The sequence below is a fragment of the Streptomyces erythrochromogenes genome, assembly GCF_036170895.1.
GTDB lineage: Bacteria > Actinomycetota > Actinomycetes > Streptomycetales > Streptomycetaceae > Streptomyces > Streptomyces erythrochromogenes.
The window spans coordinates 7,314,523-7,331,223 of the sequence record NZ_CP108036.1; the positions used below are offsets into that span (position 1 = coordinate 7,314,523).

General features: G+C 73.5%; 17 protein-coding genes. 9 read left to right on the forward strand and 8 right to left on the reverse strand.

All coding sequences use genetic code 11. The features are described 5' to 3' along the window. Positions 1-38 precede the first annotated feature (38 nt). The 4 genes from OHA91_RS33420 to OHA91_RS33435 form a co-directional block, all read right to left on the reverse strand. The gene (locus tag OHA91_RS33420) at positions 39-1,451 is read right to left on the reverse strand and encodes an MFS transporter (protein ID WP_328740586.1); all 1,413 of its coding nucleotides are present in this window, start codon (positions 1,449-1,451) and stop codon (positions 39-41) included. A gap of 169 nt (positions 1,452-1,620) precedes the next feature. Continuing rightward, positions 1,621-1,971, reverse strand: coding sequence for an ArsR/SmtB family transcription factor (locus tag OHA91_RS33425; RefSeq protein ID WP_031156960.1), 351 nt, complete (start codon positions 1,969-1,971; stop codon positions 1,621-1,623). A gap of 119 nt (positions 1,972-2,090) precedes the next feature. Further along, positions 2,091-2,921 carry a CbtA family protein gene (locus OHA91_RS33430; protein WP_037633758.1) on the reverse strand — a complete coding sequence of 277 codons (831 nt, stop codon included), beginning with the start codon at positions 2,919-2,921 and terminating at the stop codon, positions 2,091-2,093. Positions 2,922-2,933: 12 nt separating this feature from the next. Further along, positions 2,934-3,161: a CbtB domain-containing protein gene (locus OHA91_RS33435; RefSeq protein ID WP_030759459.1), complete on the reverse strand. Its 228-nt coding sequence runs from the start codon at positions 3,159-3,161 to the stop codon at positions 2,934-2,936. A 366-nt stretch (positions 3,162-3,527) separates the two neighbouring features. Between OHA91_RS33435 and OHA91_RS33440 the strand changes: the two genes are divergently transcribed. From OHA91_RS33440 to OHA91_RS33450, 3 genes are all read left to right on the forward strand, one after another. Next, positions 3,528-4,742 (forward strand): MFS transporter, encoded by a 1,215-nt coding sequence (locus OHA91_RS33440; RefSeq protein WP_328740587.1) that lies wholly within the window; start codon positions 3,528-3,530, stop codon positions 4,740-4,742. A gap of 58 nt (positions 4,743-4,800) precedes the next feature. Then, a complete protein-coding gene (locus OHA91_RS33445) occupies positions 4,801-5,436 on the forward strand; it encodes an alpha-ketoglutarate-dependent dioxygenase AlkB (protein ID WP_328740588.1) in 636 nt (211 codons plus the stop codon). 70 nt (positions 5,437-5,506) lie between these two features. Further along, positions 5,507-5,680, forward strand: a complete 174-nt coding sequence (locus OHA91_RS33450; protein ID WP_209441558.1) for a VOC family protein — start codon at positions 5,507-5,509, stop codon at positions 5,678-5,680. Positions 5,681-5,731: 51 nt separating this feature from the next. On the opposite strand, the gene OHA91_RS33455 is transcribed toward OHA91_RS33450, so the two are convergent. Continuing rightward, the gene (locus OHA91_RS33455) at positions 5,732-6,040 is read right to left on the reverse strand and encodes a YkvA family protein (RefSeq protein WP_266503819.1); all 309 of its coding nucleotides are present in this window, start codon (positions 6,038-6,040) and stop codon (positions 5,732-5,734) included. A 55-nt stretch (positions 6,041-6,095) separates the two neighbouring features. Then, positions 6,096-6,560, reverse strand: a complete 465-nt coding sequence (locus tag OHA91_RS33460) for a MarR family winged helix-turn-helix transcriptional regulator (RefSeq protein WP_031156974.1) — start codon at positions 6,558-6,560, stop codon at positions 6,096-6,098. Between the two features lie 120 nt (positions 6,561-6,680). On the opposite strand from OHA91_RS33460, the gene OHA91_RS33465 reads away from it, so the two are divergent. The 3 genes from OHA91_RS33465 to OHA91_RS33475 all read left to right on the forward strand — a co-directional run bounded on the left by OHA91_RS33465 (position 6,681) and on the right by OHA91_RS33475 (position 10,006). Beyond that, complete coding sequence (locus OHA91_RS33465; RefSeq protein WP_266503823.1) at positions 6,681-7,244, forward strand: DoxX family protein; 564 nt, start codon at positions 6,681-6,683, stop codon at positions 7,242-7,244. A gap of 109 nt (positions 7,245-7,353) precedes the next feature. After that, positions 7,354-9,156: a glycoside hydrolase family 15 protein gene (locus OHA91_RS33470; protein WP_266503825.1), complete on the forward strand. Its 1,803-nt coding sequence runs from the start codon at positions 7,354-7,356 to the stop codon at positions 9,154-9,156. A gap of 4 nt (positions 9,157-9,160) precedes the next feature. Further along, a complete protein-coding gene (locus OHA91_RS33475) occupies positions 9,161-10,006 on the forward strand; it encodes a hypothetical protein (RefSeq protein WP_328740589.1) in 846 nt (281 codons plus the stop codon). On the opposite strand, the gene OHA91_RS33480 is transcribed toward OHA91_RS33475, so the two are convergent. After that, positions 10,007-12,154: a SpoIIE family protein phosphatase gene (locus tag OHA91_RS33480; RefSeq protein WP_328741196.1), complete on the reverse strand. Its 2,148-nt coding sequence runs from the start codon at positions 12,152-12,154 to the stop codon at positions 10,007-10,009. Positions 12,155-12,454: 300 nt separating this feature from the next. On the opposite strand from OHA91_RS33480, the gene OHA91_RS33485 reads away from it, so the two are divergent. Continuing rightward, positions 12,455-13,192: a class I SAM-dependent methyltransferase gene (locus OHA91_RS33485; RefSeq protein ID WP_037633760.1), complete on the forward strand. Its 738-nt coding sequence runs from the start codon at positions 12,455-12,457 to the stop codon at positions 13,190-13,192. Between the two features lie 55 nt (positions 13,193-13,247). On the opposite strand, the gene OHA91_RS33490 is transcribed toward OHA91_RS33485, so the two are convergent. Next, entirely contained in the window at positions 13,248-14,156 is a 909-nt protein-coding gene (locus tag OHA91_RS33490) for an alpha/beta hydrolase fold domain-containing protein (protein ID WP_266503833.1), read from the reverse strand. Positions 14,157-14,343: 187 nt separating this feature from the next. Here OHA91_RS33490 and tdh point away from each other — a divergent pair, with 187 nt between their 5' ends. Together tdh and OHA91_RS33500 are read left to right on the forward strand one after the other, a co-directional pair. Continuing rightward, entirely contained in the window at positions 14,344-15,372 is a 1,029-nt protein-coding gene (tdh, locus tag OHA91_RS33495; RefSeq protein ID WP_266503836.1) for an L-threonine 3-dehydrogenase, read from the forward strand. Between the two features lie 118 nt (positions 15,373-15,490). After that, positions 15,491-16,699, forward strand: a complete 1,209-nt coding sequence (locus OHA91_RS33500) for a glycine C-acetyltransferase (RefSeq protein WP_328740590.1) — start codon at positions 15,491-15,493, stop codon at positions 16,697-16,699. The last annotated feature ends 2 nt before the right edge of the window (positions 16,700-16,701 follow it).

Here is a 16,701-nt window from a genome sequence, read left to right on the forward strand (position 1 = left end):
CGCGGTGGGGACCTCCGATCCGTGAGTGGAATGAGTGGTCATCGCGGTGATCGTAGCGACCCCTGCGGCGACCGGCCAGGGGTTTTCCGGTGCGTGCCGTCCCGCCCGGGCCAGTGGTGGTGGTGCTGGTCGATGACGTAGTGGTGGCCGTGCAGCCAACCGCCCCCGGCCGGACGGGCGTCGGCGAGGTGCGGGTGACCGGGCGGCAGGTCCGGGTGTACGTGGTCCAGCCGGTCCGGGTCGCGGACCGGCCAGGTCACCGCGGCGGCGGCGGTCGCGGCCAGGGCGACGGCCCCCAGGGCCGCGACGGTCAGCGGCAGGCCGGCCCACGGGGCGAGCCACCCGGCCAGCGGGTAGGTGAGCAGCCAGCAGCCGTGGGAGAGGGAGAACCGGGCGGCGAAGGCGGCGGGCAGGTCCGCGTCGGCGGTGGAGCGGCGGACCACGCGCCCGCCGGGTGTCAGGACGGCCGAGGAAGCGGCCCCGATCGCCACCCACGCCCCCAGGAGCGCGGGCCAGGACCAGGAGCCGGGGGCGGTCGCGGTGAGCACGGCCACGGCGGTGAGGACCACGGGGAGGGAGGCGGCGGCCCGGAGCATCACGGTGCGGTCGGTGGAACGCAGCAGGAGCCGCGGCAGGGCGAGTGCGGTGAGCACGGATCCGGCGCCGTACGCGCCGAGGGCGACCGAGACCGCCCCGGCCGGGCGGTCGAGGTGGCCGCGGACGGCGGCGACGGTGTCCACGAAGACGACGGCTCCGCCGGCGGCGACCGCCAGGTCGAGGGCGAGCAGGGCCCGCAGCCGCGGAGTGGCCCGGAACAGGCGGGTGCCGAAAGCGGCTTTGGCGTAGATACCGCCGGTCCGCTCGACGGGGGCTGGGCGGGGCAGCGCCGTCGCGGTCACGAGCGCGGCGGAGGCGAGGAAACCGACGACGGTGCCGGCGAACAGCCGGTCGTAGGAGACGACGGTGAGCAGCGCCGCGGCCAGGACCGGGCTGAACAGGCTCTCCAGGTCGTAGGCGAGCCGGCTCATCGACAGGGCCCGGGTGTAGTCCTGTTCGTCGGGCAGGACCTCGGGGATCGTGGCCTGGAAGGCCGGGGTGAAGGCCGCCGAAGCCGCCTGCAGCAGGAAGATCAGGACGTGGATCTGCCACACCTCGGTGACGAGGGGGAGAGCCAGGGCCGCACCGGCGCGGGTGAGGTCGGTCGCCGCCATGAGGACGCGCCGGGGCACCCGGTCGGCGACGGCGGTGACCAGCGGCGCGACGGTCACGTAGGCGATCATCTTGATCGCCAGCGCGGTGCCGAGGACCGCGGGGGCGCCGTCGCCGGCGAGGTCGTACGCGAGCAGGCTCAGCGCGACGGTGGCGAGCCCGGTGCCGACCAGGGCGACGACTTGGGCGGTGAACAGGCGGCGGTAGGTGCCGTTGCGCAGAACCGACAGCGCGGACGGCACGCAAGGCGCGGAAGGCAAGGACGGCAAGGGCGGCCCCGTTCCGGTCGGCGGATCGACGACACGATTCCAGCGTAGCCAGCATGTGCGCACCTGTGCACGTATCCGAGCGGGAACCGGGCCGGGTCCGGCCGCACCGGGTCCGGCCGGAACCGGGTCCCCGTGGCCGGGCTCAGTCGTGCGGCGGGAGCGAGCCGATCTCGTGGTCGGCGACGTTCATGGCCTCGTCGACCAGTCGGCGCAGGTGCCCGTGGCGCAGGGCGTAGACGACGCGGCGCCCGTCCTTGCGCGTGGTGACCAGCCCGGCGAGACGGAGCTTGGCCAGGTGCTGGCTGACGGAGGGTCGGGCCGCCCCGCACGCCTCGGTGAGCGTGGTGACGTCGGCCTCGCCCCGGCCGAGCCGCTCCATCAGCGCCAGGCGCGTGCGGTCGGCGAGCAGGGCCAGAACGGACGCGGCGACCTCCAGCCGGTCACTCCGCACCTGCGAGTCCCGCGCACCTGCCGGACGCGTGCCTGAGCTCATGTGGACATCGTAGGGCGGCAGGAGTGGGATGCGTGCGCCTTTGCGCACGCATGCGAACGCGCACGGGCCCCGCAACCCCCTGGGGGGCGCGGGGCCCGTGCACGGACGTGGCGGTGGGATCAGCCGAGGGCGGGTGCCTGCTGCTGAGCCGTCACTTCCGCGCCGTCGGTGCGCGTGTCCAGGAGCTTCTGGGCCAGGACGCCGAAGACGACGGCGAACACCGTCCACAGCACGAGCTGGACGGCCAGCGAGGCCACCCGGAACTCCCACAGCAGGGCCGCGGGGAAACCGGGCTGGACCGCGTCGCTGTTGTCCGGCAGGAACACGAACGCCAGTGCGGTGGCGACGATGAAGCCGCCGGCTGCGGCCAGCGTCGCGTTCCAGTTGCCCAGGCGCGGTGCCAGCCGTCGCCCGAGGATGATCGCGCCGACGCCGAGCAGCACGCTCAGCAGGATCATCAGGAAGAACAGCGTGGTGCGCTGCCCGATCGTGTCCGGGTTGCCGACCGCCGGCGGGGTGGCCGGGTACTTGAGGAACGGCACCAGGTAGACCAGGGCGAACGCGCCCGCCCCGGTGAGCGCGGCCGTGGCCCGCGGGCTGAACCCGCCGACGCGGCCGAGGGCGAACGAGAACGCGAGCGAGGCGATGCCGCCCAGCGCGACCCCGTAGACCAGGACGCCGGTGGCCAGGCCGACGGTCGACTGGACCGGACGGCTGACGAGCTCTTCCTCCTCCTCGGCGGCCTCGCCCGACGCGGCGTCACCACCGTGCCCGGCGTGACCGCTCGGGGCGCTCGCGGCGTCCTTCGCGGCGGCGGCCTCCTCCACGGCGATGGAACCCCGTACCGGCGGCTCACCCACCACGTAGGCGACGGCGAAGGCGAACAGCCCGGCGATCAGGCCCGCGAGCATGCCGCGGACCAGCAGACCTCTGACAGTAGAGGCGTACATGTGCGTGGCCTCTCAGTGGCAGGGGAAGCCGAGCAGGTGGCGACCGTCGTGCACCCACTCGTGCACGCCCTCGCCGGCGAACACGGCGGTGGCGCCCTGCTCGGCACCGACGAAGTAGAGGGCCACGAGCATCAGGAGACCGACGAAGACCGCCCAGGGCAGGACCGCGCGCACGGGCAGCGGAGCCGACGGCGAGACGGCGGGGGTGGATACGGCAGCGGAAGCGACAGCCTCGGCCATGATGGAACCTCCTTGGGGAACAACGCGTCCCATACGGTGGTGCAGGACGACGGTCCTCGGGTCTGACTCGCCGCGACGCCCCCCGGGGGAGGCCACCGCAGCACACAGTGGCGCGACCATGCCGGATTCACACCGGGCTTCCGTCTCGCCGTCGTCGCTATGTGGAAATGTCGCGGTGACGCTACCGTGCGGCGGGCCCGCGGCCAAGACCGTGAGTCCCTGATCACACAGCTACGCTGCGGTAATGCCGTTCCGGACCGTTTCGGGGAGCGGGGATGCCCGGCGAGCGGGCCGTGAGTACTGCTAGAATCCCCGTCGTTGGCCTTCGGCGTACGTGCTCCGTGCACACGTCCGGAGGCTTTTTTCATGCCTTCGCACCCGACCACCAGCCCTGACCCCACCCCGACCCCCTCCGCCGGCTACCGGAAGCTGCTCCGCACCACTGAGTTCGGCGGTCTGTACGTCAGCTTCAGCCTCACCGCCGCCGCGAGCTCCCTCTCCGGCATCGCGCTCGGCACACTGGTCGACCGGCAGACCGGTTCGCCGTTCCTGACCGCCGTGAGCATGTACGGAGCCACCTTCGCGACGGTCCTCGGCGCGCTGACGCTGATGTCGGTCGCGGACGGGAAACGGCCCCGCCGCACCCTCCTCCTGCTCCAACTCGCCTCGCTCGCGGGCGTCTGCGCCCAGGCCGTCCCCGGACTGCCGCTCGCTGCCCGCTTCGCCCTCCTCCTCTTCCTGGGCTTCTTCCAGTCCCTGGGGACCGGCGCGCGGCTCGGGCTGCTCGCCGAGGTCGTGCCGGCCGCCGACTACGCGCCTGCCCGTTCGCTGATGAACATCACCGCGGGCGGCACGGCGATTCTCGGCTACGCCGGCGGCGCCGTACTGCTGCGGTACGCGGGCCCCCAGGGGGTCTTCGCCGTCGCCGCCTGCCTCACGGCCCTCGGCGCGGCCGTGGTGGCGGCCACCGTCCGGGAGCACTCGGTCCGGCTCACCCGCCGTCCGGGCCTGCGGCAGACATGGCGGACGAACGCCGAACTGTTCGCCCACCCCGGCCGGCGGGCCCTGCTGCTCGCCCTGTGGGTCCCGGGCGGTCTGATCGTCGGCTGCGAGGCCCTCTTCATCTCCTACGACCCCCCTCACGCCGGGACCTTCCTGGCCGCCGGATCCGCCGGCATGCTTCTCGGCGACCTGGTCGTCGGCAGGCTGCTCACCGCCGGACGGCGCCGCCGCCACGCCTTGGCCCTGCGGCTGTTGCTCGCCGCCCCCTTCCTGCTCTTCGCGGTCCACCCGCCGGCTCCCGTTCTGGCGGTCGCGGTGTTCCTCGCCAGTGCCGGGTTCGCGGCCACCCTGCCGCTCCAGGAACGGCTCCTGGAACTGACCCCCGAGGCGATCCGCGGGCAGGTCCAAGGGGTCGAATCGGCGGGACGCATGACCTGGCAGGGCCTGGGCGCCGCGATCGCCGGCGGCCTCGCCCAGTACCTCGGCGCGGGCGCGGCGATCGCCCTCGCCGCCGCGGCCTCCCTCGCCGTCACCCTCCTCAACCGGCCGCTGCGCACCGCGAGCGGCGACCGGCCGTGATGACGGTCGCATCGCACTTATTCGTGCACGTGTTCGGTTATGGGTCTAGGCTGGATCCATGCGTGCTGTCCAGGGTCTACAGGGCTCCCTCTTCGACCAGGGCGACGAGATCGGTCTCGGCCCCCTCGCCGGGCTGCGCCGGACCGAGCTCGGCGCCGGGGCCTGGGTCGACCACCTGCCCGGCTGGCTGCGCGGCGCCGACGCGCTCTTCGAGCGGCTGGCCGCCGACGTGCCCTGGCGTGCCGAGCGGCGGCAGATGTACGAGCGGGAGGTCGAGGTGCCCCGGCTGCTCGCCTTCTACGGCGAGGACGAGGTCCTGCCGGACGCCTCGCTCGTCGAGGCCCGCGATGCGCTGAGCGCCCACTACGCGGTCGAGCTGGGCGAGCCGTTCACCACCGCCGGGCTGTGCCTGTACCGCGACGGGCGGGACAGCGTCGCCTGGCACGGTGACAGGACCGGCCGTTCCTCGACCGAGGACACCATGGTCGCCATCGTCTCCGTCGGCGACCCCCGCGACCTGGCCTTCCGCCCCCGCGACGGCGGGCCCACCCTGCTGCGGCTGCCGCTGGGCCACGGCGACCTCGTGGTCATGGGCGGCTCCTGCCAGCGCACGATGGAACACGCGGTACCGAAGTCGGCGCGGGCCGTCGGGCCCCGCATCAGCGTCCAGTTCCGGCCCCGGGGCGTGCGCTGACCCGCGGTCCGGCACCCCGCTCCCGTACCGGCGGTTGCGGCCCCGTCGCCGGACGTACACGCTGGAGCGCGTGGATCTCGGCGCATTCTCCGTGAGTCTGTCCGTGCGGGACATCGAGGCCTCCAGGGCCTTCTACGAGAAGCTCGGCTTCTCCGCCCTCGGCGGGGACCCCGCGCAGAACTGGCTGATCCTCATGAACGGCGACCACGTCATCGGGCTGTTCCAGGGCCTGTTCGACGTCTGACCGGACGGGGACCGCCGCTGCGTACAGGCCGTGCAGGCAGGGCAGGCCGGGTCAGACGCGGGTTCGGACGTCGACGCCGGGCTCCTTCGAGGGGCGCGCGGCCGCGGCCGCCGCGTGCAGCGAGCGCAGGGCGAGCATCAGGATCCCGATGTCGTCCAGATAGACCGGGTCCGGGATGAGGTCCACGGGCGAGACGGTGTAGACCAGAGCGGCCCAGAAGAGGGCCTTGTCGTGCAGCGGAATGCCGGCGTCGACCAGCAGCCGCCGCGCCCTGAGCACGCGTACGAACATCACGGCCGCAACCACGGCGAGCCCCGCCATGACGACCGCGCCCACGATGACCCAGACCGTTCCGTCCATGGCGCCCATATACCCCGAATCCGGTCGGTGATGCCCGTACGGCGGCCCGAGCCGCTCAGGCGCCCTGTTCGCGCAGCCGGCGCCCGACCTCGCCCAGCCCGTCGGCGAGCGCGTCGAGCTGCGCCGGGGTCAGGACGTCGACGAGGACCTCCCGGACCGTGGCCACGTGCCCCGGAGCGGCCTCCTCCAGTTTCGCGCGGCCGGCATCGGTGAGCACGGCGAAGACCCCGCGCACGTCCGAGGGGCAGCTGCGGCGGCGGACCAGTCCGGCCTTCTCCATCTGGGTGACCTGGTACGTCAGGCCGCTCTTGGAGTTGATCAGGCCATTGGCGAGTTCGGTCATCCGCAGCTCCCGGCCGGGCGCCGCGGCGAGCCGCACGAGGATCTCGTACTGCGGGTGCGAAAGCCCCGCGTCGTCCTTGAGCTGCTGGTCGAGGCGCCGGTTCACCAGGGCCGAGGCGGCCAGGAAGCCGCTCCAGGCCCGCATCTCGCGCTCGTCCAGCCATCTCGGTTCAGCCATGGCCCCACCCTACACGGTTGTTCGAATTTGAATCACCGGTTAGGGTCCATGACCAGCGGTTCGAATTTGAACAACTCTTCACCTGCCTCCCCGGGCCGCACGACCGGAAGGACCCCCACGATGACCAGCCCCTCCGCCACCGCGACGAAGCCGCAGGCCACCGCGCCGGCCGCGCAGACCCCGCTCACCGCCCTCTCCACCTCCGGCCACGACGCCGGCCTGCTGCTCCTGCGCCTCGTCCTCGGCCTGACCATGGCCGGACATGGAGCGCAGAAGCTCTTCGGCTGGTTCGGCGGCGGCGGCATCAGCGGCACCGGCCAGTTCTTCACCGCCAGCGGCTACCCCGCCGGCGACGCCATGGCCGTCCTCGCCGGCCTGACCGAGACCCTCGGCGGCCTCGGCCTCGCCGCCGGCCTGCTCACCCCGCTCGCTGGCGCCGCCGTCGTCGGCACCCTCATCAACGCGATCGCCGTCCACGGCACCGGCTCCTTCTTCGCCCCCGCCGGCATCGAGTACGAACTCCTGCTGACCGCGGGCGCCGCGGCCCTCGCCCTCACCGGCCCCGGCCGCTACGCCGCCGACCGCTTCCTCCCCGTCCTGCGCGCCCAGCGCCTGGCGCACGGAGCCCTGGCCCTCGCACTCGGTGTCGTCCTCGCCGCCGTCATGCTCCTCGTGCGCAACTAGGTCCTGTCGGGGTGTCTCGCCGGTCATGCCGGGCTCGCCCGGACACCCCCGAGGGGGTGTCCGGGGCCTGAGCAGATTGGCCCCGGACGTTCAGGGGAAGAGCGCACAAATGACACAACCCATCGAAGACTACGCACTCATCGGCGACCTCATGACCAGCGGACTGGTCGGCCGCGACGGGTCCATCGACTGGCTGTGCCTGCCGCGCTTCGACTCGGCGGCCTGCTTCGCCAAGCTCCTCGGCGACGAGGAGAACGGCCACTGGCGCATCGCCCCCCTCGGCGCCGCCGACGGCGAGCGCTGCACCCGCCGCGCCTACGTCGACGGCTCACTGGTCCTGGAGTCGTACTGGGAGACCGAGACCGGCACCGCCAAGGTCATCGACTTCATGCCGCAGCGCGACGTCGCCCCCGACGTCGTCCGCATCGTCGAGGGCATCAGCGGCACCGTCAGGATGCTCAGCACCCTGCGCCTGCGCTTCGACTACGGCCACGTCGTGCCCTGGGTGCGGCGCAGCGACGGCGACCGCGTCGCCGTCGCCGGGCCCGACTCCGCCTGGTTCCGCAGCGAACCCCCCGTCCGCACCTGGGGCGAGGCCAAGAGCACCCGCTCCCAGTTCCCGGTCACCGCCGGCCGCCGCGTCGCCTTCGTCCTGACCTGGCACCCCTCGCACGAACCCCGCCCCGAACCCACCGACCCCTTCGAGGCCTTGGAGGGCAGCCTCTCCGACTGGCGCGAGTGGACCTCCCAGTGCCGCTACGAGGGCCCCTACCGGGAAGCGGTCACCCGCTCCCTGATCACCCTCAAGGCCCTCACCTACGCCCCGACCGGCGGGATCGTCGCCGCCGCCACCACCTCCCTGCCCGAGGAACTCGGGGGCGTCCGCAACTGGGACTACCGCTACTGCTGGCTGCGCGACTCCACCCTCACCCTCGGGTCCCTCCTCACCACCGGATTCCTCGACGAGGCCCGCGCCTGGCGCGAGTGGCTCCTGCGTGCGGTCGCCGGCGCCCCCGAGGACCTCCAGATCATGTACGGGATCGCCGGCGAGCGGCGGATCCCCGAGAGCGAGCTGCCCTGGCTGCGCGGCTACGCCTCCTCCGCGCCGGTCCGCGTCGGCAACGCAGCCGTCGACCAGCTCCAGCTCGACGTGTACGGGGAGGTCATCGACTCCCTGCACCTGGCCAGGTCCGCCGGGCTGCCCGCCGAAGCCCACTCCTGGAGCATCCAGCTCGCCCTCCTCGACTTCCTGGAGCAGAACTGGCAGAGGCCCGACGAGGGCCTGTGGGAGGTCCGCGGACCCCGCCGCCACTTCGTGCACTCCAAGGTGATGGCCTGGGTGGCCGCGGACCGGGCCGTACGAACGCTGGAAGGCAACCCCTCGCTGGGCGGCGAGCCGGACCGCTGGCGCGCCATGCGGGACGCGGTCCACCGCGACGTCTGCGACAACGGCTTCGATGCCGAGCGGGGCACCTTCACCCAGTACTACGGCTCCGCCGAACTCGACGCCGCGACCCTGCTCATCCCCAGGGTCGGGTTCCTGCCGCCCGACGACCCGCGGGTCATCGGCACGGTCGACGCGGTGCGCGCCGAACTCGGCCGCAGCGGACTGGTCCGCCGCTACAGCACCGCCGACTCCGTCGACGGACTGCCCGGCGACGAAGGCGCCTTCCTCGCCTGCTCGTTCTGGCTCGCCGACGCCCTGCACATGACCGGCCGCGAGGACGAGGCCCGCACCCTCTTCGAACGACTGCTGACGGTGTGCAACGACGTGGGACTGCTCGCCGAGGAGTACGACGCCGTCTCCGGGCGCCAACTCGGGAACTTCCCGCAGGCGTTCAGCCACGTCGGCCTGGTCAATACCGCGCTCACCCTGGCCGGCATGGAGAAGCGCACGACCGGGGCGGGCTGAGAACGTGGAACTGCCCCAGCAGCGCGCCGAAGGCGCGGGACCCTTCACCACCCGGCTCACCTGGCAGCGCCCCGAAGGGGACACGGTGGTGTGGGAGTCGCGGCCCGCGCGCAGGCGCGGAACCCTCGCGGTCCGCCGCCCCGGAGAGCCGGCCGCCAGGACCACGACCGCCGACGCCAAGGCCCTCGGCCGCCTGCGACTGCTCAACGGCATCGCCTCGGCCGCGTTCGTCATCGGCGGAGCCCTCTTCGCGCTCGGCGCGGCCGTGTCCCAGTTCGGCTGGGGCACCACCGCCGAGAGCGCCGCGATCTACTTCGCGGGAGGCCTGTTCTTCAACACCGGAGGCTACGTCTCCCTCCTCCAGGTGCTCAACGGCCCCCGCCACACCCCGCAGGACGGCGGCAGGCTGGTCACCTCCGCCTGGAAGTGGTGGGGGTACGAGCCGATGCGCCTGGACTGGCTGAGCACGTTCGTGCTGTTCGTCGGGACGCTCGTGTTCGGTATCAACCTCCTGGACTCCTTCCTCCAGGGGCTCACCGTCCAGCAGACCAACCGGCTGATCTGGTCCCCCGACGTGATCGGATGCCTGCTCTTCCTGATCTCCGGTCACCTGGCCTTCATCGAGATCTGCCACCGCCCCTGGCCCTGCCTGCGCTCGCGCAGCCTCGGCTGGTGGGTCGTCGCGGTGAACCAGTTCGGATCGGTGCTGTTCATGGTCTCGGCCCTGGCTGCCTTCACCCGGCCCGCCACCGGAAGCCTGGTCGACGCGGGCGTGGCCAACTGGGGGACACTGCTCGGCGCCCTGTGCTTCTCGGTCGGCGGCGTGCTGCAGGCCCTCGAACGACCCTAGTCACGGGCGCGCGGGCCGCCCGGAGCCGCCCGTGAGGGAGGCCAGCAGCAGGGCGATGTCGTCCGGCCGGTCGACGGCGTTGCCGATCAGCCGGTCGGCGGTCTCGGTCAGCGGAACCGGCAGCGCCGACGCCAGCGCCAGCCGCAGCCGCTCCACCCCCTCGTCGATGTCGACGCCGGGCCGCTCCACCAGCCCGTCCGTGTACAGGGCGAGCAGCGCGCCCGGCTCCAGCCGCAGTTCCGTGACCGGGTACGAGGCCTCCGGGTCGACGCCCAGCACCACCCCGCCCGCCAGGTCCAGTACCTCCGTACGGCCGTCGGGATGGCGCAGCAGCGGCTGCGGGTGCCCGGCCCGGACCGCCAGGGCGGAGCCGGACGCCGGGTCGAGCACCACGTAGCAGCAGCTCGCGAACTGACCCGGATCGAGGTCGATGAGCAGCCGGTTCGTGCCGCGCACCACCTGGTCGGGCGTGCTGCCGGCGAGTGCGAAGGCCCGTACGGCGCTGCGGAGCTGGCCCATGGTCGCGGCGGCTGCCACACCGTGGCCCTGGACGTCGCCGATGACCAGGGCCAGTCGGCCCGATCCGGCCTCGACGACGTCGTACCAGTCGCCGCCGACGTCCATGCCCGCGGAGCCGGGCAGATAGCGGCCCACCGTCTCCACGTGTTCGCGCACCGGCAGCCGGTGCGGCAGCAACGCCGCCTGGAGCCCGTGGGCGAGCGCCGCCTCGCTGTCGTAGCGCCGGGCCCGCGCCAGGGCCTGAGCGATCAGCCCGGCCAGCGCGGTCAGCACCGTACGCTCCTCCGGGCTGAAGCCGCGCGGCGAGTCGAAGCCGAGGATGCACGAGCCGACCGGCCGGCCGGAGGCGATCAGCGGCAGGAACGCCCGGGCGCCGACGTCGGCGTCCATCGGGATGCCCGGATAGGCGGCGGCCAGCCGCTGCATCGACTCGAAGAACAGCGGTCGGCCCGTGGTCAGCGTCTCCACGCCCGGCAGCCGGACATCCAGCGCGACCCCGTCGAACCGGTTCAGGAAGCCCTGCGGGAAACCGGTCTCCCAGGCCAGGTGCAGGTGCCGTTGGTCGAGCAGGTAGATCGCGAGCTGGCGGCCGCCGAAGGCGGGCAGCAGCTCCTCGGTGACCACCGCCGACACCTGCCGGGCCGTGACCGCCTCGGTCAGCGCGATGGCGAGGGCCACCGGCCGGTACAGCGCGGACGCCTGGTCGGCCGGTGAGCCCGGGCCCGTGGCGGGGTCGGCCGCCGACACGGGCGCGTGGGCGGGCGGGTCGGCCGTGCCGATCGTCAGGGTCACGCCGTCGGACGCCGGGTAGAGGCCCACCGAAAGCCACTCGCCCGGCGGATGCCGCCCGCGCCGGGCGGAGAAGTGCACCGGCTCCGACGACATGAAGACGGCCCGGAAATGGTCGTCGTGCGCGGGCTGCCCGAGCCACGGCAGCGCCTCCCACAGCAGCCGCCCGTACAGGTGCCCGCCACCGATGCCCAGCAGGCGCTCCGCGGCGGAGTTGACGAAGCCGATCCGGCCCTGCCGGTCCAGGGAGAGCACCGCCTGCGCGAGCCGGTCCACAGCCCCGCGTGCACCCGCGGCCCCGGCCTCCGGCTCCGGGCCGGGCACGCAGACCGGGTCCCCTTCCCACACCACCGGCTCCCCGGCCGCGGACAGCGCGGCGAGCGTGCGCGCCAGCTCCTCCGAGGCCTGCCGGAGCCGTTTGCGGTCCCCGGCCCCGACCGGGACACCGGGGGTGGCCGGGCGCAGCACCACCAACACGCCGAACCGCTCCGACCCCGCGGCCACCGGCTCGTACAGCGAGGCGAACGGGAAGGGCAGTCCGGCGACGAACTGGGGAAAGCGGCTCATGGCCGACTCCGCGTCGGCCAGGAGCACGGCCTGCCCCGAGCGGTAGGCCTCGGCGACCGGGTAGGGGCGGTTGACCTGCATCCGCCACCACGGCCGGAACAGCGGCAGCGGCAGCCCGGTGAACAGGGCCAGCAGCAGGAGATCGTCGGAGCGCGAGCGCAGGTAGACCCCGCCCGCGTACCCGCCCACGGCCTCCACTGCGCTCACGACGGCCCGCGCGAGCGCCTGGACCGTTGCGTCGGTGGCGGCGCCGACGCTGTCCGCTGTCGCCATCACACAGTCAGGATGCGCCATCGGCGACGGCATCGGCATCCCGGCGCCCGGGCCGCGGGGACCGGGGCCGCGGCCTCGTCCGAGGCCGCGCCGGCCGTGCCGCGGAGCCCCGCCACCACCGCGGCCGCCCCGCGAGCTGATGACCACGGGCCGGGAGGGGCGGCCGCCGCTGTAGGCCGACCGCTTCCCTCGTCCGGGGGACGTACGGGGGCGTACGGGTGTGCGGGCGCCCACCCGCGCGCGCCGCGGGGCACGATACGCACGCGTCCCACCCCCCGGCAGGCCCGCGGAAGGCAGAGCATGCGGTTCCAGTACGACACCATCGGCGAGCGCTACGCGGAGTCCACGAGCACGGCGGCGTACTCCGCGGCCGACACCTACACCCTGCACGGCGCCCTCGACGCGCTCGGCGGACTGCGCGGCCTCGACGCCCTGGACCTGGCCTGCGGATACGGCTACAACACCCGGCTGCTGGCCCGCGGCGGGGCCCGGCGGACCGTCGGCGTCGACGTCTCCGAGGAGATGATCCGGCTGGCCCGCGAACACGAGGCGACGAAGGACCGCCCCGACGTCGAGTACCTCGTCGCGGACGCCGCCGGCCTGCCCGACCTCGGCCCCTTCGACGTCGCCACCGCCGCGTACGTCTTCAGCTACGCGCCCGACCGGCGCACCCTCCACGCGATGTTCCGGTCCGTCCGCGCCAACCTGCGCGCCGGCGGCCGGCTGCTCGCCATCGTGCCCAACGCCGGGGCGTTCCCGCGGGTGGACTGGTCACCGTACGGGGTCCGCATCCTCGACCGGGTCCGGGACGGCGACGCGCCGCTGCTGAAGGCCCACTTCCTGACCGAGCCGCCCGTGCCCTTCGAGTTCCGCGAATGGGCCCACTCCGACCTCGCCGAAGCGGCCGTCGAGGCGGGCTTCGTCACCGTCGGCTGGCAGCCGAACCGCACCCCGCCCGCCGACCCGGTACGCGACGAGGCCTACTGGTCGGCGTACCGCGCCTGGCCGATCAGCTCGCTGATGACCTGTACGGCGTAGGGGGTGTGGGGTGTGCTGTCGTCAGGGCCGGGCCCGCGCCGCCCGGCCCCGGTCGTCACAGGTCCGCCGCGGACCTGACCAGCTCGACGATCCGGTCACGCGCCGCCCGCCCCTCCGGCACCGGCAGCAGCGGGTAGGCGTGCGGCATCCCCGCCGCCTCGTGGAACTCCACCTCCGTGCCCTCCGCGCGGGCCCGGCGCACCAGCTCCCGGCTGTCCGTCGAGAGCACGTCCCGGGTGCCGCTGAACACCGTCAGCGGCGCCAGCCCCGCGAACGACCCGCGCAGCGGGCTCACCAGGGGATCCTCGGGGTCCAGCGTCCCGGCGTACAGCCGCCCGGCCTCCAGCAGTCCCGCACGGGCCAGCAGCGGGTCGGCCTCCTCGATCGCCGCCTGGTCCGGATGGCTCATCGTCACGTCCAGCCAGGGCGAGACCAGCACGATCCGCGAAGGCTGCCCGCCGTCGCGGTCGCGCAGGCGCTGCGCGGCCGCCAGCGCCAGCCCGGCGCCGGCCGAGTCGCCGATGAGCACCGTCCCGCCGTCGCCGCCGCCCGCGATCAGGCCGCTCAGCAGGTCGGTGGCGACCGGGACGGTCCGGTCGGCGGTCCCGCGCGGAGCCAGGATGTACGCGGGTACGACGACGCGCGCCCGGGCCCGCGTCACCAGGGTCCGCACCAGCTCCCAGTGCGGGCGCTCCAGCTCGCCCACGTAGCCGCCGCCGTGCACGTACAGCACCTGCGCCGACGGCTCGGCCCCCAGCGGGGACACGTCGTACACCGGCCAGGCGCCGACGAACGTCCGGGAGATGTCCGCGACCCGCCCCAGCCGCCGCGGCGGCAGATGCGGCGCGGGCCGGCGGGCGGCCGACGCCACCCGCGCGCGCACCGCCTCGGCGCTCGCGAACCGTCTTCGCCGCCCCGCCAGGACCAGCGCCACCGAAAGCGCCCTGCTGCGCAGACTCGGCACGCCCCTCACCTCCCCTTTTCCCTGCCCCGTCAACGGAGGAGCATAGGCGTGAAGCTGCGCTGTCGGCCCGCTTAAGAAACTCTCGATGGACTGATCACCACGGAGATCGGCAGATTGGTGCCCGTCACCGACGCCGCTGAAGCCCCGCACGCTCGCGGCGCCCCCTTCCGCATGCCTGGAGCCACCCATGAAGGCACTCGTCAAGCACAAAGCCGAGCCCGGCCTGTGGCTCATGGACGTCCCGGAGCCCGAGTACGGCGCCGGCGACGTGCTGATCAAGGTGCTGCGCACCGGCATCTGCGGAACCGACCTGCACATCCGATCCTGGGACGGCTGGGCGCAGGGCGCGGTCAAGACCCCGCTCGTCCTCGGCCACGAGTTCGTCGGCGAGGTCGCGGCGGTCGGCGCGGACGTGGCGGACATCGAGCTCGGCGCGCTGGTCAGCGGTGAGGGCCACCTGGTGTGCGGCAAGTGCCGCAACTGTCTCGCCGGCCGCCGCCACCTGTGCCGCAGCACGGTCGGCCTCGGCGTGGGCCGCGACGGCGCCTTCGCCGAGTACGTGGTCCTGCCCGCGCAGAACGTGTGGGTGCACCGCACGGCCGTGGACCTGGACGTCGCCGCGATCTTCGACCCCTTCGGCAACGCCGTGCACACCGCGCTGTCCTTCCCGCTCGTCGGCGAGGACGTGCTGATCACCGGCGCCGGCCCGATCGGCATCATGGCGGCCGCCGTGGCCAAGCACGCCGGTGCGCGCAACGTCGTGATCACCGACGTGAGCCCCGAGCGGCTGGAGATCGCCCGCAAGGCGGGCGCCACGCTCGCCGTGAACGTCGCCGAGTCCTCGATCGCCGAGGCGCAGACCCAGCTGGGCCTGCGCGAGGGCTTCGACATCGGCCTGGAGATGTCCGGGCGCGCCGAGGCGATGCGCGACATGATCGACAACATGACGCACGGCGGCCGGATCGCCATGCTGGGCCTGCCCGCGACGGAGTTCGCCGTCGACTGGGCGAAGGTCGTCACCTCGATGATCACGATCAAGGGCATCTACGGCCGCGAGATGTTCGAGACCTGGTACGCGATGACGGTGCTCCTGGAGGGCGGGCTCGACCTCAGCCCCGTCATCACCGGCCGCTACTCGCACCGCGACTTCGAGGCCGCCTTCGACGAGGCGTCGACCGCCCGGAGCGGCAAGATCATCCTGGACTGGACGGCGTAGGGGCGTCCGGCCCCTGACCGCCCCCTTCCCCACGAACCATCTCCCTCCGGCCGGGCCCCGCACACCCTCCCCCCTCCGCGGGGCCCGGCCACCTCCGCCGCACAAGGAGAAACGCAGCATGTTCGAGACCGTCCGCGACGACCTCCGCACCACCCTCGACGAGATCCGCTCCGCCGGTCTGCACAAGCCCGAGCGCGTCATCGGCACCCCGCAGAACGCGGCCGTCGCCGTCACCTCGGGCGGTACCGCGGGCGAGGTCCTCAACTTCTGCGCCAACAACTACCTGGGGCTGGCCGACCACCCCGAGGTCGTCGCCGCCGCGAAGGACGCCCTGGACCGCTGGGGCTACGGCATGGCCTCCGTCCGCTTCATCTGCGGCACCCAGGAGGTGCACAAGGAGCTGGAGGCGCGCCTCTCGGCCTTCCTCGGCCAGGAGGACACGATCCTCTACTCCTCCTGCTTCGACGCCAACGGCGGCGTCTTCGAGACCATCCTCGGCGCCGAGGACGCGGTCATCTCCGACGCCCTCAACCACGCCTCCATCATCGACGGCATCCGCCTCTCCAAGGCCCGCCGCTTCCGCTACGCCAACCGCGACATGGCCGAGCTGGAGACCCGCCTGAAGGAGGCCACCGAGGGCGGCGCCCGCCGCAAGCTGATCGTCACCGACGGCGTCTTCTCCATGGACGGCTACGTCGCCCCGCTCCAGGAGATCTGCGACCTGGCCGAGCGCTACGGCGCCATGGTCATGGTCGACGACTCCCACGCGGTCGGCTTCGTCGGCCCCGGCGGCCGCGGCACCCCCGAACTGCACGGCGTCATGGACCGCGTCGACATCATCACCGGCACCCTCGGCAAGGCCCTCGGAGGTGCCTCCGGCGGCTACGTCGCCGCGCGCGCCGAGATCGTCGAGCTGCTGCGCCAGCGCTCGCGCCCGTACCTCTTCTCCAACTCCCTCGCCCCGGTCATCGCGGCGGCCTCCCTCAAGGTCCTCGACCTGCTGGAGTCGGCCGGCGACCTGCGCGAACGCCTCGCCGCGAACACCGCGCTCTTCCGCACCAAGATGACCGAGGCAGGCTTCGAGATCCTGCCCGGCGACCACGCCATCGCCCCCGTGATGATCGGCGACGCGGCGGAGGCCGGCCGCATGGCCGAGCTGCTCCTGGAGCGCGGGGTCTACGTGATCGGCTTCTCCTACCCGGTGGTGCCGATGGGCGCGGCCCGCATCCGCGTCCAGCTCTCGGCGGCCCACTCCACGGCCGACGTGGAGCGCGCGGTGGCCGCCTTCATCGACGCCCGTGCGGCGCTGGGGACCGCTGGGGCCTGAGT

Coding starts and splice junctions, on each gene's coding strand:
- OHA91_RS33425 (WP_031156960.1), bottom strand. CDS start 1,971: ATGAGCTCAGGCACGCGTCCGGCAGGTGCGCGGGACTCGCAGGTGCGG.
- OHA91_RS33430 (WP_037633758.1), bottom strand. CDS start 2,921: ATGTACGCCTCTACTGTCAGAGGTCTGCTGGTCCGCGGCATGCTCGCG.
- OHA91_RS33435 (WP_030759459.1), bottom strand. CDS start 3,161: ATGGCCGAGGCTGTCGCTTCCGCTGCCGTATCCACCCCCGCCGTCTCG.
- OHA91_RS33440 (WP_328740587.1), top strand. CDS start 3,528: ATGCCTTCGCACCCGACCACCAGCCCTGACCCCACCCCGACCCCCTCC.
- OHA91_RS33445 (WP_328740588.1), top strand. CDS start 4,801: ATGCGTGCTGTCCAGGGTCTACAGGGCTCCCTCTTCGACCAGGGCGAC.
- OHA91_RS33455 (WP_266503819.1), bottom strand. CDS start 6,040: ATGGACGGAACGGTCTGGGTCATCGTGGGCGCGGTCGTCATGGCGGGG.
- OHA91_RS33460 (WP_031156974.1), bottom strand. CDS start 6,560: ATGGCTGAACCGAGATGGCTGGACGAGCGCGAGATGCGGGCCTGGAGC.
- OHA91_RS33465 (WP_266503823.1), top strand. CDS start 6,681: ATGACCAGCCCCTCCGCCACCGCGACGAAGCCGCAGGCCACCGCGCCG.
- OHA91_RS33470 (WP_266503825.1), top strand. CDS start 7,354: ATGACACAACCCATCGAAGACTACGCACTCATCGGCGACCTCATGACC.
- OHA91_RS33480 (WP_328741196.1), bottom strand. CDS start 12,154: ATGGCGACAGCGGACAGCGTCGGCGCCGCCACCGACGCAACGGTCCAG.
- OHA91_RS33485 (WP_037633760.1), top strand. CDS start 12,455: ATGCGGTTCCAGTACGACACCATCGGCGAGCGCTACGCGGAGTCCACG.
- tdh (WP_266503836.1), top strand. CDS start 14,344: ATGAAGGCACTCGTCAAGCACAAAGCCGAGCCCGGCCTGTGGCTCATG.
- OHA91_RS33500 (WP_328740590.1), top strand. CDS start 15,491: ATGTTCGAGACCGTCCGCGACGACCTCCGCACCACCCTCGACGAGATC.